General features: G+C 46.1%; 19 protein-coding genes. 4 read left to right on the forward strand and 15 right to left on the reverse strand.

What is annotated here, in order from left to right; genetic code table 11:
• Positions 1-154: 154 nt before the first annotated feature.
• Positions 155-424: a 30S ribosomal protein S15 gene (rpsO, locus tag HF864_RS05005; protein ID WP_006499741.1), complete on the reverse strand. Its 270-nt coding sequence runs from the start codon at positions 422-424 to the stop codon at positions 155-157.
• Between the two features lie 262 nt (positions 425-686).
• Here rpsO and rpsT point away from each other — a divergent pair, with 262 nt between their 5' ends.
• A complete protein-coding gene (gene rpsT / locus HF864_RS05010) occupies positions 687-941 on the forward strand; it encodes a 30S ribosomal protein S20 (RefSeq protein WP_169461970.1) in 255 nt (84 codons plus the stop codon).
• Between the two features lie 49 nt (positions 942-990).
• Here the strand turns inward: rpsT and holA are convergent, their stop codons facing one another.
• From holA to HF864_RS05070, 12 genes are all read right to left on the reverse strand, one after another.
• On the reverse strand, positions 991-2,016 hold the full coding sequence (gene holA / locus HF864_RS05015; protein ID WP_169461971.1) for a DNA polymerase III subunit delta: 1,026 nt from the start codon (positions 2,014-2,016) through the stop codon (positions 991-993).
• Positions 1,986-4,253, reverse strand: coding sequence for a DNA internalization-related competence protein ComEC/Rec2 (locus HF864_RS05020; RefSeq protein ID WP_169461972.1), 2,268 nt, complete (start codon positions 4,251-4,253; stop codon positions 1,986-1,988). Before HF864_RS05020 ends, holA begins: the two co-directional genes overlap by 31 nt.
• Entirely contained in the window at positions 4,254-4,748 is a 495-nt protein-coding gene (locus HF864_RS05025) for a ComE operon protein 2 (RefSeq protein ID WP_169461973.1), read from the reverse strand.
• 67 nt (positions 4,749-4,815) lie between these two features.
• Positions 4,816-5,454, reverse strand: coding sequence for a helix-hairpin-helix domain-containing protein (locus HF864_RS05030; RefSeq protein ID WP_169461974.1), 639 nt, complete (start codon positions 5,452-5,454; stop codon positions 4,816-4,818).
• A gap of 89 nt (positions 5,455-5,543) precedes the next feature.
• Positions 5,544-6,593, reverse strand: coding sequence for a SepM family pheromone-processing serine protease (locus HF864_RS05035; protein WP_169461975.1), 1,050 nt, complete (start codon positions 6,591-6,593; stop codon positions 5,544-5,546).
• Positions 6,577-7,098, reverse strand: coding sequence for a pantetheine-phosphate adenylyltransferase (coaD, locus tag HF864_RS05040; RefSeq protein WP_169461976.1), 522 nt, complete (start codon positions 7,096-7,098; stop codon positions 6,577-6,579). Before coaD ends, HF864_RS05035 begins: the two co-directional genes overlap by 17 nt.
• A complete protein-coding gene (gene rsmD / locus HF864_RS05045) occupies positions 7,095-7,664 on the reverse strand; it encodes a 16S rRNA (guanine(966)-N(2))-methyltransferase RsmD (RefSeq protein ID WP_169461977.1) in 570 nt (189 codons plus the stop codon). Before rsmD ends, coaD begins: the two co-directional genes overlap by 4 nt.
• Positions 7,661-7,948, reverse strand: a complete 288-nt coding sequence (locus HF864_RS05050; RefSeq protein ID WP_169461978.1) for a YlbG family protein — start codon at positions 7,946-7,948, stop codon at positions 7,661-7,663. The genes rsmD and HF864_RS05050 overlap by 4 nt, the downstream gene beginning before the upstream one ends.
• Positions 7,948-9,153 carry an FtsW/RodA/SpoVE family cell cycle protein gene (locus HF864_RS05055; protein WP_240936881.1) on the reverse strand — a complete coding sequence of 402 codons (1,206 nt, stop codon included), beginning with the start codon at positions 9,151-9,153 and terminating at the stop codon, positions 7,948-7,950. Before HF864_RS05055 ends, HF864_RS05050 begins: the two co-directional genes overlap by 1 nt.
• A gap of 174 nt (positions 9,154-9,327) precedes the next feature.
• Positions 9,328-11,172, reverse strand: coding sequence for a translational GTPase TypA (gene typA / locus HF864_RS05060; protein WP_006499730.1), 1,845 nt, complete (start codon positions 11,170-11,172; stop codon positions 9,328-9,330).
• Between the two features lie 92 nt (positions 11,173-11,264).
• A complete protein-coding gene (locus HF864_RS05065) occupies positions 11,265-12,029 on the reverse strand; it encodes an inositol monophosphatase family protein (RefSeq protein WP_169461979.1) in 765 nt (254 codons plus the stop codon).
• A 16-nt stretch (positions 12,030-12,045) separates the two neighbouring features.
• Positions 12,046-12,333, reverse strand: a complete 288-nt coding sequence (locus HF864_RS05070) for a UPF0223 family protein (RefSeq protein WP_169461980.1) — start codon at positions 12,331-12,333, stop codon at positions 12,046-12,048.
• Between the two features lie 144 nt (positions 12,334-12,477).
• Between HF864_RS05070 and def the strand changes: the two genes are divergently transcribed.
• Positions 12,478-13,038 carry a peptide deformylase gene (gene def / locus HF864_RS05075; RefSeq protein WP_169461981.1) on the forward strand — a complete coding sequence of 187 codons (561 nt, stop codon included), beginning with the start codon at positions 12,478-12,480 and terminating at the stop codon, positions 13,036-13,038.
• A gap of 77 nt (positions 13,039-13,115) precedes the next feature.
• Here def and HF864_RS05080 read toward each other — a convergent pair whose 3' ends face one another.
• On the reverse strand, positions 13,116-13,580 hold the full coding sequence (locus HF864_RS05080; RefSeq protein ID WP_169461982.1) for a hypothetical protein: 465 nt from the start codon (positions 13,578-13,580) through the stop codon (positions 13,116-13,118).
• 130 nt (positions 13,581-13,710) lie between these two features.
• On the opposite strand from HF864_RS05080, the gene HF864_RS05085 reads away from it, so the two are divergent.
• Positions 13,711-13,923, forward strand: coding sequence for a DNA-directed RNA polymerase subunit epsilon (locus HF864_RS05085; protein ID WP_169461983.1), 213 nt, complete (start codon positions 13,711-13,713; stop codon positions 13,921-13,923).
• A 69-nt stretch (positions 13,924-13,992) separates the two neighbouring features.
• A complete protein-coding gene (locus HF864_RS05090; RefSeq protein ID WP_169461984.1) occupies positions 13,993-14,952 on the forward strand; it encodes a YegS/Rv2252/BmrU family lipid kinase in 960 nt (319 codons plus the stop codon).
• Between the two features lie 141 nt (positions 14,953-15,093).
• On the opposite strand, the gene HF864_RS05095 is transcribed toward HF864_RS05090, so the two are convergent.
• Positions 15,094-15,306, reverse strand: a complete 213-nt coding sequence (locus HF864_RS05095) for a hypothetical protein (RefSeq protein ID WP_169461985.1) — start codon at positions 15,304-15,306, stop codon at positions 15,094-15,096.
• Positions 15,307-15,407 lie beyond the last annotated feature (101 nt).

Genomic DNA, 15,407 nt, shown 5'->3' on the forward strand with positions numbered 1-15,407 from the left:
TTCGTTCATAATTGCTGTTATTCATCTTACCACAGAATCAACATAGATTGAAAATTAACCATTCTATCCCGGCAATTTTTTAAATTAATCATCAATAGGCAACAAAAAAAGCCCCGACGATTGTCGAGACTTTGAATCTGAGCAGACGTTAAGATTAACGACGCAGGCCCAGACGCTTGATCAGTTCACGGTAAGCTTGCAGGTCAGTACGACGCAGGTAAGCCAGCAGGTTACGACGGTGACCGATCTTCTTCATCAGACCACGTTGTGAGTGGTAATCATGCTTGTGCGTACGCAGGTGGTTGTTCAGTTCGTTGATGTCAGCAGTCAGTACGGCAACTTGAACTTGAGTTGAACCCGTGTCACCTTCGTGCGTAGCGTATTCCTTGATGATTTCGTTTTTGCGTTCTTTAGAGATAGCCATGTTGCTATTCCCACCTTTCAATTTTTTGTGCGCCGAGTTCTAGGTAAAGCGTCGGTGAGGATCGCTGAACCGAGAAGAGGCAATGACTGCTTTGAGCAGCCTTTGTTACTATAACGGATCATGCTTAAAATTGCAACTCCCATGTTCTTTTTTCAAAACGATCAGATCAAGACTATTGCAATCGACTACCGACTTTTGTATAATGACAAATGTTGAAAAATTCTGGTCAACTAATTAAACCGGGTTAACGGAGGTGAAATTCATGCCAATCATCAAATCAGCAATCGAACGTGTACGGATCAGCGAAAAGGCCCAAGCACGCAACGCTTCCCAAATGAGCGAAATGCGCACGGCTGTTAAGAAATTCGACAAGGCTAAGGTAGCCGGCGCCGAAAACCTTGACGACCTGTACAAGGCAGCTATTTCCGCTATTGACCGTGCCCACTCCAAGGGCCTGATCAAGGCAAACAAGGCCGCTCGTGACAAGTCCCGTCTGACGGCTCGTTACAACAAGTAGCGCCAACATTAAAAAAGCCGATGTCTTAATTGACATCGGCTTTTTTGTGTTATCCGGCCTTTTTAGCGAACTGTAGCATAAACAGCTGAAACAGCAGCTCCGGATCGCGCGCTGTCGTCTTGAGCGCCTTTTCACAGCGAATCAAGCCTAAATAGGCCCGTACCAGATCGTTCATCTGAAAGCGTCGTGCCGTCTGCATCACGATTTTGACCCGATACGGATGCACCTTAAGCCGGCTGGCCAACGTACCTTGGCTTAACCCGCGACTGCTTAAGACCTTAATTTGGATCAGCAGTCGAAACTGACCGACCAACAGCGCATTTAACTGCAATGGCTCATGATTGGTTTCCAAAAGCTGTTGGTAAATGTCTAAAGCCTGGGCCTGATCACGCTTTAAGACTGCCGTAATCAGATCAAAGACATTTTCATCCAGTGATTGGGGAACCAGGCCGATCACGTCGCCTTGACTGATTTGCTTGGTTTGATAGGCCAGCAGCTCCAGTTTCTTTAAATTAGCCATCATCAGCCCATAATCAGCATTGGTGCGCCTAACCAACTCATCCATGGCTCCATTTGCCAAACGGTAGCCATCACTTAAGAGCTGTTGTTCGACTTGATGCCGAGCATCCCGTTCACTTAACGGAGCTGCACTGACTTCAACGGCCACTTTTTTCAGTTCCTTGACCAAACCCTTGCGATTGTCGAGCTTTTCATATGGCGCCATCAGTACTAGGACTGTCGAGGGCTCAGGATGCTCAAGATAACTTTTAAGCGCATCCAGGTCGTGATTAACCTTGACCTTGGCTGGACTGCCCGTTAAAAAATATGGTTTATTGATCAATACCAAGCGCCGCTCACCAAAAAAGGGTGCTGACATGGCATCATCAATTGCGGTCGCAAGCGGCGTTGTTTCCATATCATAGCTGCCGACATTCATCACGCGCTCTGCTTCTGGAATCAATCCCATAAATGCATCACGAGCCTGCTGCTGTAAAATCCCCTGCGTTCCCAATACTACGTAGACCATTGCCGGTGCCTGGCCATTTAACTGTTGGCGTAAGGTGGCAACATCCATTTTAACTCATCCCCTTTTAGTCTGGTTTTCCAATAACCATGATTTTGATGATAAACATAACTGATCATTCCATACTGCTGCGTTGAAATCGGCGTAATGCCCTGTTTTTTTAGATTTTTGATCGTCACGCGATTAGGATGACCATATCGATTAAAGCGACCGGCCGAAACGATCCCGTAACGCGGTTGCAGCCGATACAAGAACTTTGGATCACTACCAGTCTTACTGCCGTGATGACTAAGTTTTAAGACATCAGCATGTAGCTTCGGATAGTGCTTAATCACCTGACGCTCACCACTGCGATCCAGATCACCGGTAAAAACAAACCGCAACTGTCCAAATCTTCCAGCCAGTACCATTGAGTCCTCATTTTTGCCTGTACCTGGCTTAAATGGATGGACGACTTTTAGCGATGTTCCCTTGATCTGATCCCCTGCTTGAACCGGTACGACCTGAATCGGCTTTTTGATCAAACGTGTGAATTTTTGATTACGCTCCATTCCACTGGGTACCAAAATCTCGCTGACGCGCATTGAGTCAAGCACAGTCGGCAGATACCCGATATGATCAGCATCGCTGTGGCTTAAACAAATGGCATCCAGGTGCGTAATGCCCCGACTCTTTAAATAACTGATTGAGGTTCTGGCTGCCTGATCATTGTTTGTCTGACTTTTGGCCCATTGTGGCATCTGATAGTGCAGCTTACCCCCGGTATCGATCATGATTACCTTGCGATTCAACGGCATTTTGACAACGGCACAATCGCCTTGCCCAATGTCAACAAACGTTACCTCTCCAAAAAGCGGCAGATGAATCATCATAAAAACAGCACAGTAGACCAGTATCAAAAGCTTCCAGCTGCCCTTTTGTGCTGGATCAGCCAGCAGCCATAACGTTAAGATCAAAAGCATCATAGCCCAAAAAGCGGGGATCTTTCCAAACGTCAGCATTCCCGGACATGCAGCCAGCTGGTCCAAAAAATGATGCAGCAGCCTAAGCATCTGATTGAATCGATATGCCAATAATGGCAGCCAATTAGCAGTCAGTGCTGCAATCAATGTCAATGGAAAAAGGATCGTACCAAACAGTGGAATCAAAAGCCAGCTGACCAGCGTGCTAAGCAGATGCACCTCATAAACATAATGAAACAGACTGGGCAAGCTGACCAGATTCAGCCAAAATGCTCTTTTAAGATCCGAGACGTCTTTTAATGACAATGGCATCAAAAGCGACATTAAATAGCTCAGTTGACCACCAAGCGTTAATAATACATATGGATCAAGCATTATGCCAATTAAAAGACTGATCGACCAGGCATCGATCCCTGAAAAATGCAGCCGATGACTCAAAAGCCGGACCTCTGCCATAATCGATGCCCGAATCAGACTGGCCGCGCCGCCACCGACGATTAGATAAAACGGCAGCAAAAAAATCAAGAGCCAGTCAATCGTTTCAATATTAAGACGCAGGCGAATCAAAAGCCCACGCAAAATTGCAATCAGCAAGACAACATGCATGCCCGAAATACAAAACAGATGTATCACGCCCAGTTTTTTAACTGAACTGAGCAGGCGAGCCGTCTCAAACGTATTCAAACCGATAATCAGACTGTCGCAATACTCGCTCAAAGGTGCTGGCAGCGTTTGAAAATACTGATGCAGTGCAGCTCTTAGACAATGACATCCCTCAATAAGAGTGCGTGGTTTTTGTGAGTCTACCTGCCAGTCATCTGTTCGGACCTCATTATAGATATGATGGCGCCATTGATACTTCTGATAGTCGAACTGGCCAAAATTGGTCGGCTCGATAATTGGTTCTTTTTGCCCCTTGATTCGCCAGATCAACATGGTCTGATTATGAATCAAGGCGGCTTTTTCTTGAGAGGAATGCAGTCGCAAAGTGATTAGTTCCCGCTCACCTGAAGCAAGCTCGACTCCCTGCATCTGAACCAGATTGCCATTGATGCTGATCTGATCGGGCATCGTCTTAAAGGTGCGCTCGATTGGCTGCGGACTATGCAATGGTTTTTGATAAGAATTATAAAGCGCCCGGCTGCAGAACATTCCTGTTACCAAAGCCGCCAGGAGCACATATCTGAAAGTCGATCCATCATGCAGCGTCCACACACGGTACAGCAGATAGATCAGAAGTAATAACAGCCATAATTGACTGCCTAAAATAATCCCAGTAACCAAGGCAGCGGTTAGGGCTGGAAAAAGCCACCGCGGCTCAATCAATTAATCATTCGCCGGTTTTTGCGGATTGATGTATTGATCCAAATGGGCTTCTTCCAAGATGTTGGCATCAAGTTTAATCTGGTGTAAAGCAACGTTTTTAAGACGAATCAGCTTCATTGCATAGTCATCATTGTGATAATTGCGGATATAATTGATTTCTTTGATTCCAGCCTGCAAAAGACTCTTGGTGCATTGCAGACATGGAAAGTCGGTAACATAAAGACTGGCCCCGTCAGTTGGTGCACCAAACTTGGCACACTGCAAAATTGCGTTCATCTCGGCATGAATCGTTCGTACGCAATGGCCGTCACGCAAATAACAGCCAGCATCCAAGCAGTGATCATCACCTGAAACTGAGCCATTATAGCCCCCTGCAATGATGCGCTTATCACGAACCAAAACTGCACCAACCGATAGTCGCTGACAGGTACTGCGCGAAGCCAGCAGGGCTGCCTGCATCATAAAATACTGATCCCAATCAATTCTGTGTTCCACTTTTATCATCCTCTTTTTTATTCTGCTAACCAGTATACCAGATTCAATCCCAACGCCAACGTCAATTTTAAACCGCCACTTGTTCCTTTAGCTTGGCAACCGTCTTATCGCCAAAGCCATCGACATTTTTCAGCTCATCAACGCTTTTAAATGGTCCATGCTGCTGCCGATACTGGATGATCATATCAGCTTTTTTGTCGCCAATTCCGTTAATCTGACACAATTCTTCCTTGCTGGCCTGATTAAGATTGATCCTGGGTGCATCCTGTCCCCCAGCTGAAAGACTCGGCCCAGTTTGGTCAGCAGCCATACCAGTCATCAAACTGCCTGGCAGCTGTTCACCTTGTGCTGGAACATAGACGACCTGCTGATCCTGCAGTTGCTTGGCCAGATTAACCTGACGCATATCCGCATCGGCATGCACGCCGCCAGCTGCATTAATGGCTTCTTGGACACGAGCGTTCTTGCCCAGCGTATAGACACCTGGCTGATTGACTGCTCCTTTAACGTCAACACAGACCTTCGCAGTCCGTGTCGCTGACTCATTTTTAACATCAGCTGGCTTGGCCGAGCTGGTAGCCGTAGCAAACGTAGGACTGGTCGGCGTTGGTTTTGAATACAGCCAGCCACCGATCAGCAGTATCAATCCGCCTAAAACGATCAGAATTGTCTTACGGTGCAGCTCAAAGAATTCTTGCCACTGCATTTTTTCACCTCCTCAATATGCTTTATGCCAAAAAGATATGATCGCATTAAAAAAGCGCCAGAAATTTTCAAAAATCTCTGACGTTCTTTCTATTGATGAGTTCTAAGATATTTAACGGCATCGTTAAAGCTCTTGACCGGTACTACTTCCATCCCCGGTGCATACTTTTTAGCCGTTTCCTTGGCCAGCTGGTAGTTGGTCTTATGACCCTCTTCATATTTGAGAATCGTCTTGGTTGGCTTGACATAAGGAGCAAAAAAGATCGTTGCTCCAGCCTTGTGAGCGGCAATGACTTTTTTATCGATACCGCCAATCTCGCCAACCGAGCCATCTGGAGCAATCGTTCCCGTCCCGGCAATCTTGCGACCATGCCGCAGATCTTCACCGGATACCTGCTGATAGATCTGCAGACTAAACATTAAGCCGCCAGATGGCCCACCCAGCTGCCCAGGATTGACCTTAACTGGAATCTTGGTATGAATCTTGACGTTGTCAGTCAATAAAATTCCGATTCCAGCGCGGTCACCCATGATCTTGATCAGCTTATGCGTGGTCTGGTGTCGCTTGCCATTATGCAGATAGGTGATTGTCAGATTTTGGCCGACCTTTTGCTTGGCAATATATTTTTGATAGCCTTGTGCAGTATTAAAATGCCGACCGTTGACCTCAGTGATCGTATCGCCAACCTTCAGATCGTTTTTAAATTTAGACTGCTTTTCGACCTCTAATACGTAGATCCCCAGATACTGCTTGGTATATTCTTGATGAGCAGCCTTGTAGGCAACAGCAATTGCCTCATTGATGGCACTCTTCATATAGAAGTTTTGGACCTTGTTATACGTAGCACTGCTTTGACCGCCCGTAACGTCAGAAGCCTTTTCAATCGTTGCGTGTGGATCAAAATGGGCCCAGACATAGGTTGCGGGGCGGGCTTGCTGCAGATAGACGGATGTAATCATATAGCTGCCCTTTTTCTTGTCAGGATGTCCCTTGACCGTTACGTATGATTTAAGATTATCGGCCGTGCCTGGCGTTTCGATATAGTAGTTCAATGGCCAAAATAAAAACCAGCCAACAAACAAAACCGCGGCCAGGACTCCCGCAATCCGTTTAAGAATCTGCTTATCTTGTCTGCTCATTTTGTTCTTTTACCTGCTCCAGTTTTTGCTCTCGCAGCCGTTTCTCCAAAGCCTTATTGATGTTGCCCGGCAAATAGGCAGAGATATCACCACCAGCTGCCGCCGTTTCTTTTAAAAGACTGCTGGAAAGATGCTGATATTTAGGATCAGCCAGGAAAAAGACCGTTTCTGCCTGATCATCTAAAAACTGGTTCATGGCCGCAATATCACGCTCATATTGAAAGTCATTAACATTACGCAGGCCACGCATTAAATAATCGGCGCCAATCTTGTTCATTAAATCAACGGTCAGTCCTTCTGCCGTGATAACCGAAACGTTAGATAATCCGGCTACGGCCTCTTTGACCTGCGCCACGCGCTCCTCAACCGTAAACAGTGGTTTTTTGGAGTCATTGCTCATTACCGCAACTGCCAGCTGATCAAACAGGGCGCTGCCGCGACGGATCAAGTCCATGTGTCCTAAAGTCAGTGGATCAAACGACCCAGGAAAAAGTGCGATTTTCATTCTGTTTCACCCTTTCTAAAACGATAGATCGTCAGCACCGTAATGCCATAGGTCTGCTGACGCAAGAATTCAAAGCTTCCCCAGTTTTCAGTCGGCAGATTTGCCTCTTGATTGGTTTCGGCTACTATTAAAGCTTGATCGTTCAATAAATCCAAGTCAACCATTTTTTCAAGATCGTCAATAATATGTTGCTTGGCGTATGGCGGATCCAAAAAAACCAAATCAAAATGCTGCGTTTGCCGACTCAAGAAATGCAGGGATTTTTCGGCATCCTGCTTATAGACGCTGAAACGCTCAGGGTGCTTGGTAACCTCAATGTTTTTTTTGATGGTTTTGATGGCTGCATACTGCCGATCAATCAAGGTTGCATGATCGATTCCTCGCGAAACGGCTTCAATGCTTAGTCCACCGCTGCCGCCATAAAGATCAAGACTGGTTCCACCCTCAAAATAAGGTCCAATAATGTTGAACAGCGACTCTTTGACCTTATCAGTCGTTGGTCGAGTTGCCATTCCAGGTACGGCATTCAAGCGCCGTCCACGAAACTCGCCGGAAATAATTCTCATTCTTTTTCATCCTCATCATGTTTTTTATACAGACCCGTTAATTCCAAGTCTATTAATTCTGGATCAAGTTCTGGCCAGTGCGACTGCATTACTCGCCTAACGTTACGCATCTGTCGCAGTTTTTCGGTTATCGTATCCACATTTTGTTCATCAACGTACAGCACCGCATAATGCATGCGACGTGATGCATATTGAATTCGGCCGTATCGCCGCAATGACTTGACCGTTTTCATACTGTTTAAATAAACGATCAACCCACGTCTGGGACGAATCGAAAAATCCATTAGCCAATCCCCCTTTGTCTGATTGCCTGCAGTCGTCGCTGGTTTTTACGCCGCAGCTTTTGCCGAATGCTGACGTTCATCGCCAAGCCTAGCGCAATGCTTAATGCAATCATACTGGATCCCCCATAACTGATAAATGGGAACGTCACCCCAGTAATCGGCAATAGGCCGGTAACCCCACCGACGTTGATTGCAGCCTCAACGGCAATAAAAGTACCGACTCCGTAACAAAGCAGCCCCTCATACATACTGTCAGAACGAACTCCAACCCGAATGATCTGGCAAATGATGATCGTCAAAAGCGTAAGCACCAAAAACACGCCAATAAAGCCAAGCTCCTCACTGACGACTGATAAGATAAAGTCGGTATTTGGTTCTGGCAGATAGCCCATTTTTTGAATACTGTTGCCTAGGCCGATGCCTTTTAGACCACCATTGCTGATTGCATAGTATGAATTGACCAACTGACTGCCGGCACCGCTTTGTGTCCCAAACGGATTGACAAATGCCACGAAGCGCGCGACTTGATAATTTTTGATATGACCAGTCGCCACAATCTTAGCTAGGCTAGGCAGGGCAATCATTCCAATCAAAAGCAGGCCATCAAAAATTAGGATCGTCCAGCGTGAATTATAGCCCGATGCCATGATTATCAAAGCAGCAATGGCAAAGTTGATCGAAAAACCGCCGACGTCAGGCTGAATAATGATAAGCAACAGTAAAAGACTAGTTTTAAACAATGCCATGGAATACTCGCGCATACTAGGATGATGCAGCTCATCGTTAACCTTGGCACAGCGATTGGCCCAATAGATTATCAGATACAGTTTTGAAAATTCGGCTGGCTGAATACTGATCGGCCCGAGATTGATCCATCCATTGGCACCATTAACAGCGCGGCCAAAGAACTTAACGAAAAACAATAAAAAAAGAATACCCACATAAGTCCACCATAAAAAACCTCGTCCACGAAGTTTATTCAGGTTGAGAGAAGCCAAAAATCCAAAAAATCCCCAACCCATCAAAACAAACACGATCTGCTTAACCAGATAGCCAACCGGTGATCCGCCCGTCTGCATTTTGATGGCAGCACTGGCCGAATAGACCATCACCACACCGATTAAACACAGCACCAAATATGGCAGCAAAATCCAATAGTCGATGCTGCGCATTTTTCGATAGATTTTTTTAAACGTCGTCTTCAACTGGCTATTCCTCGCTTTTGATAAAATCAAACAATATTATACACCACCTGCTCAGCAAAACCCGTTTCGCGTTCATTCATCAGCTGGCATTGTTACAAAAAAGACCCATTCACCCGGTCAATAAGCCGAATGATGGGTCTTTGGCGACAGCTGTTACTTAATCAGACCGTCTTTTTACTTGCGTGAAGCAGCCCGACGACGCTTAGCTTCCTTTTCACGAGCATTCGTGTTCAGGATCTGCTTACGCAGGCGAACGTTTTCGGGCGTAATTTCACAATATTCGTCATCGTTCAAGAATTCCAACGATTCTTCCAAAGAAAGGTGCGTTGGCGTCTTGATCCGTGCCATTTCATCAGAACCAGCCGCCCGCACGTTGGTCAGGTTCTTACCCTTAGTGATGTTAACGGTAATATCGTTTTCACGGTTGTTTTCACCAACGATCATACCTTCGTAGACTTCCGTACCTGGGTCGATCAGAAGCGTACCACGGGATTCGATACCCATCATTGCGTAGGTCGTAGCCTTGCCGGCATTCATTGATACCAACGTACCCTTCGTCCGACCTGGGTTCCAATTCTTGATAACTGGCCGGTATTCCTTGAAGGAGTGGCTCATGATCCCATAACCTCGCGTTTGGGACATAAATTCGGTTGAGTAGCCGATCAAGCCACGTGAAGGTACCTCAAAAATCATCCGTGTTTGACCGTTCTTGGATGGTTCCATGTTCTTCATCTCACCCTTGCGCTTGGCAAGTGAATCGATAATCCCACCAGTGTATTCGTCAGGTACGTCAACTTGAACTTCTTCAAATGGCTCGCAAGTCGTACCATCAATTTCACGGTAGATAACCTGTGGACGAGAAACCTGCAGTTCGTAACCTTCACGACGCATCGTTTCAATCAGGATCGACAGGTGCAATTCACCACGGCCAGAAACCGTCCAGGCACCTGGTTCATCGGTTGGGTCAACCCGCAGTGAAACGTCAGTGTGCAGCTCAGCATTCAAGCGGTTTTCCAATTGACGAGAGGTAACAAACTTACCTTCCCGACCGGCAAATGGCGAGTCGTTGGTCCGGAACGTCATCTGCAGCGTAGGTGGATCGATCCGCAGTGGCTTGAGGGCTTCTGGGTGCTCGGAATCCGTGATCGTCTCACCAACGTTGATGTCTTCCATACCAGAGATGGCAATCAAGTCACCGGCCTTGGCTTCTTGAATTTCTTCACGCTTCAGACCGAAGAAACCAAACAGCTTGGTAACCCGGAAGTTCTTCTTGGAGCCATCCAGCTTCATAACAGAAACGTTGTCACCGACCTTGATCTTGCCACGGAAGATTCGGCCAATCCCAATTCGACCAACAAAGTCGTTGTAGTCCAAAATTGCCACTTGGAACTGCAGTGGTTCATCAGAATTGTCGATTGGCGCTGGAATCGTCTTAACGATCGTGTCGAACAATGGCTTCATCGTGTGTTCCTGCGTCGAAACGTCAGAATCGTAGCTCGAAGTACCGTTCATAGCTGACGTGTAGATAACTGGGAAGTCCAGCTGATCTTCGTCGGCACCCAGTTCAATAAACAGGTCGAGCACTTCATCAACGACTTCTTCTGGACGAGCACCCTTACGGTCAACCTTGTTGATAACAACGATTGGCGTCAAGTGTTGTTCAAGAGCCTTTTGCAGCACGAAGCGCGTTTGAGGCATCGTACCTTCAAAAGCATCAACAACCAGCAGAACACCGTCAACCATCTTCATAACCCGTTCAACCTCACCACCAAAGTCGGCGTGACCTGGGGTGTCCAAGATGTTGATCTGGTACTTGCCGTACTTAACGGCCGTGTTCTTGGAGAGAATGGTGATACCACGTTCACGTTCAATGGCGTTGGTATCCATGGCCCGATCTTGAATCTCGAAGTGTTCTGGCAAAGTGTCAGATTGCTTCAGCATTTCGTTGACCAGCGTAGTCTTACCATGGTCGACGTGGGCAATGATCGCAATGTTGCGAATATCATCACGTGTTTTCAAAAGTTATCTTCCTTTCGTCTAATCAATACTCTAAATTTTGTGAGGCAGCGGCCTTGTCATAAAAAAACTGTGACCGCTGTCACAGTCTTGGGCTATTCAGCGATGTTCAAAAGATCTTGACCCGCTTGCTTTGTCGCTACTAATACAAAGTTAGATGATAACACATTGAGATGATCATCGTCAATTGGTTTCACAACTAATCCCAGTTCTTCAGCCAAGACACGCCCTGCTGCCAGATCCCAAGGGTGCAGATGAGAAACATACGCCCCCAAGCATCCCGTCAGAACATAGATCATTTCAATTCCGGCACTGCCATACATTCGTAATCCCCGTGCTTTTCTGGCAGCCTTTTGCAGGCCATGCACATTATTCATAGTCAAGTAGCCGTTCATGACCATCAGGCTGTCAGCAAGTGATTTGTTTGCTGGCGTGCGCAGACGCTGCTGATTGGCAAAAACGCCTTTGCCAATACCGCCGTGATAAAGCGTTCCTTCAACAACATCCATGATATACCCCAGTACCGGCTTGCCATCAATATACAGTCCCATCATAATGGCAAAATTACGTTTTTGCATCACAAAGTTCATCGTGCCGTCAATCGGGTCAACAATCCAGACATGCCCCTTTAAATCGTTAACTTGATCGCCAAAGCCTTCCTCACTGACGATGCGGCAGGTCGGATCAATTTCTTTAAGCCGATCATCAATCATTTTTTCGTTTTGTTTATCAACGGTCGTGACCAGATCCCGAGCACTGGTTTTTTCAGCAACGTTAAATTCTTTGGTCATCAGCTGCAGCGTCTGCTGACGGACTTCCCACATCAGCTGCTGCGCCTGCTGATCAATCTGTTCCAGCATTATGACACCCCTAATGTTATTTTATGCTTAGCTTAATCTGTCCTGCCTTTTGCTCACGAGCCGCTTTGACAACATCATACAGCTGGTAGCCGCCCGTGGCCTTAGCAAATTCTCTTCCTAAGCGTTTCTCTTCACTTTTGGCCGATACTACCATCTTGAATTTTCGATAACAGTCCATAACCTGCTGACGATTGATGCCAACCTCATAAGCATCTTCCACTGCCCGAAACATTGCAATGACGGTTTCGATTTCAGCCGTGCTCCAGCTCGGATCTAGTGGATAGGAATAGTTTTTATCGTGCACTGTCTCACATCCCCTTTTGCAGATTTCTGCTTATCTTATTTAGTATATGCCTTCATTATCAAATTGACAGGCTTCTGTCAGCTTTTTTTTGAGTTTTTATGATAGACTATTCATTGAACGTTTAATATGGAGGCGAAACCAAGTATGTTTCTAATGAAAGACATTGTTCGTGATCCCGACCCCGTTCTGCGCAAGCGAGCTGCCAAGGTCGAGTTCCCTCTTTCTGAAGATGACCAAAAACTGGCCAAGGATCTGATGGAATATCTGGTGGTCAGCCAAGATCCCGAATTATGCGAAAAATACAAGCTGCGGGCCGGTGTCGGTCTGGCGGCTCCTCAAGTCGGTCAGTCCAAACAAATGGCTGCTGTGCTGGTTCCTGGTGAAGAACCCGATGATGAGCCAGTATTCAAGGATGTCATCATTAATCCGGTTATTGTCAGTGAATCAGTTCAATATGGCGCCCTGACTGAAGGCGAAGGCTGCCTATCGGTTGATCGCGACGTACCCGGCTATGTGCCACGGCATGACCGGATTACTTTAAAGTATCAAGATACGACTGGTGAAACGCACAAGATTCGGCTCAAGCATTATCCAGCCATCGTCTGCCAGCATGAGATTGATCACCTGCATGGCATTTTATTTTATGATCATATCAACAAAGAGCATCCTTTCGAGGCCCCTAAGGATACGATCTTATTTGACTAATGCATTCATTCAAGACTCCAGGCACGCTGCATCCAGCATGCCTGTTTTTTTGTGCTCAATCAATTGGTTTGATTAGATCAGTTGTTTTGATTGAGTTTATGCAGATCCATCACGTATTCACGAGTTGCCTCATTATAAATGTAGGCCACATCAACGTGCAGCATCTGCTCATAGGTCCACCAATCGGTCACGACAAACGTCTTGGGGGCTGAAGGCAGATAATCCAGATGTTTTTCTTTAGCATAGGCGTTTAATGCCAGCTCTATATCTTTGGCATTAAGTTCAGTAACCTTTTTAGCCTTGAGCGTATACTCAAATGCCAAAACGCCCTTTCCCCAGACATCGGCCACCAGCTGCGATTCAGGCATGGCCGGCAGCTGCAGCAAGATATGCTTTAACGCATAGGCCATTGCTGCATCGGTCGTTGCCTGAGCCTGTCTGCGCAGCATCAAGGTTGCCCGATTGATCATCGTACGGTGAACCAAAAAATAGATGGCAAGGACTATGATTGCTGAGATTAAAATTATCATAAACAGTCGCATGTTCATCCCTCCGTTTATTATTCTTATCTTAAGAATACCACATGGTTCATTAAGAATGACGACACTGCTCGTTAGTTGTGATAAAATAAATTGGTGATTTATCGATATCCAATATCTAAGGAGAGAAAATATGACTTTTAAAGTTTACTATCAACCAGATAAGACCATGACTCCTCGACGTGAAAACACCAAGTCACTTTACTTGGAAGCTGACTCCGAAGCAGCTGCACGTCAACTCGTGGAAAATAAGACTGAATACCAAATCGAATTCATTGAACTGCTGGATGAAAAGTCTTTGGCATACGAAAAGCAGAATCCAGACTTCAAGATTACCGAATTCTAGGCTGAATGGTCTTAGCGGCTGAGATGGCAAGTCTGTCTCGGCTTTTTTATTACTTTTAAGGAGTTTGGTATGGAGTATTCAATCATTGTTAACCTATTAGCTGGCGGCGGCCGGGCAAAAAAAATCTGGCAACAGCTGCAGAGTCGTTTGAATGAACTAAATATCAGCTATCAGGTCGTTTTAACTCGCTATCATGGCCATGCTATTGATTTAGCTGAGCGCATTGCTGGTCGCTTTGCCGGTGCTGACGATCACATCATAATGGTGGTTGGCGGCGATGGTACTCTACACGAAACACTCAATGGCCTCATCAAAGCGGGCTCATCAATACCGCTTGCCTACATTCCAGCTGGCAGTGGCAATGATTTTGCACGCGGCTATGGAATCTCACCCAACCCAATGACGGCTCTCAGCCAGATTTTGGATGCCAAGCACCCGACGCTAATCAACGTCGGTCACTATTATGACGCCATCAAGCAGGAGAATGGCTGGTTTTTGAATAATCTGGGGATCGGCTTTGATGCAGCCATCGTCAGCCAAGCCAATGCCTCAAAAGCTAAAAAACGACTCAATCGCTGGCATCTGGGAAACTTTTCTTATCTATCACAAGCCTTGAGCGTTTTATATAACCAAGAGCCATTTGAGACGATGGTTCAAGAAAAAAACGGCCACCATCATCCCTTCCCCAAAACCTTTATTCTAATCGCCAGCAATCACCCTTACATTGGCGGCGGCTTTAAGGTTGCTCCGGATGAGTCGCTGAGCTCAGATACCCTCGAATTGCTGGTGGTTGAAAAACGCAACTGGCTGATCACGTTTTGGTGTCTATGGCTGTTTTCGCGCGGCAAGCTGAACCGCTCTCGTTTTGCCAAGTGCTTTCGTTCACCAAGGCTGCATTACGTAACAACTTCGCTGGAATTTGCGCAAACCGATGGCGAAGAGATGGGCAGTCGGTTTATGGATTTAACGCTGGATACCAGGCGATATCCATTCTGGGGTACCTCACTAAAGGAAAAATCATTCAATTAAAAAACGTGCGAGCAAAATTGTTCGCACGTTTTTTAGACTAAAATATCCCCACCTCAGCTAACCAAGGCGGGGATCGGTTAATCAGCAGAGCCGTAATAACCGTTTGTCTTTATTTTTGTAATTGGTTTTTACTTGAGCCGACTAGTCCTCAGAAGCTTCCATGGCTTCTAAGATGATGCTCAACTGACTGCATTCCTCACGCAGACGCTGCATCTCATCACCAAACTGAGGCTCGATTGTTACCGTTTGAGTACCGGATTGGACGGCATTGGCTTTTGACTCTGCCTGACACAACCGATTAAGCTTGTTTTGTGCTTCAACCAGATCATGTTGAATTTCAAACTTGTTACTCACTTTAAACAACCTCCAATAATAATGAAAATATTTAAAGCTGATCCTAATTTGATAAACATAATTTAACACTCTCTTTAAGGAATGTTAACCTTTTTCGTTTT

The sequence above is a fragment of the Lactobacillus sp. MRS-253-APC-2B genome (assembly GCF_012843675.1).
In the GTDB taxonomy this organism is placed as follows: Bacteria; Bacillota; Bacilli; order Lactobacillales; family Lactobacillaceae; genus Limosilactobacillus; species Limosilactobacillus pulli.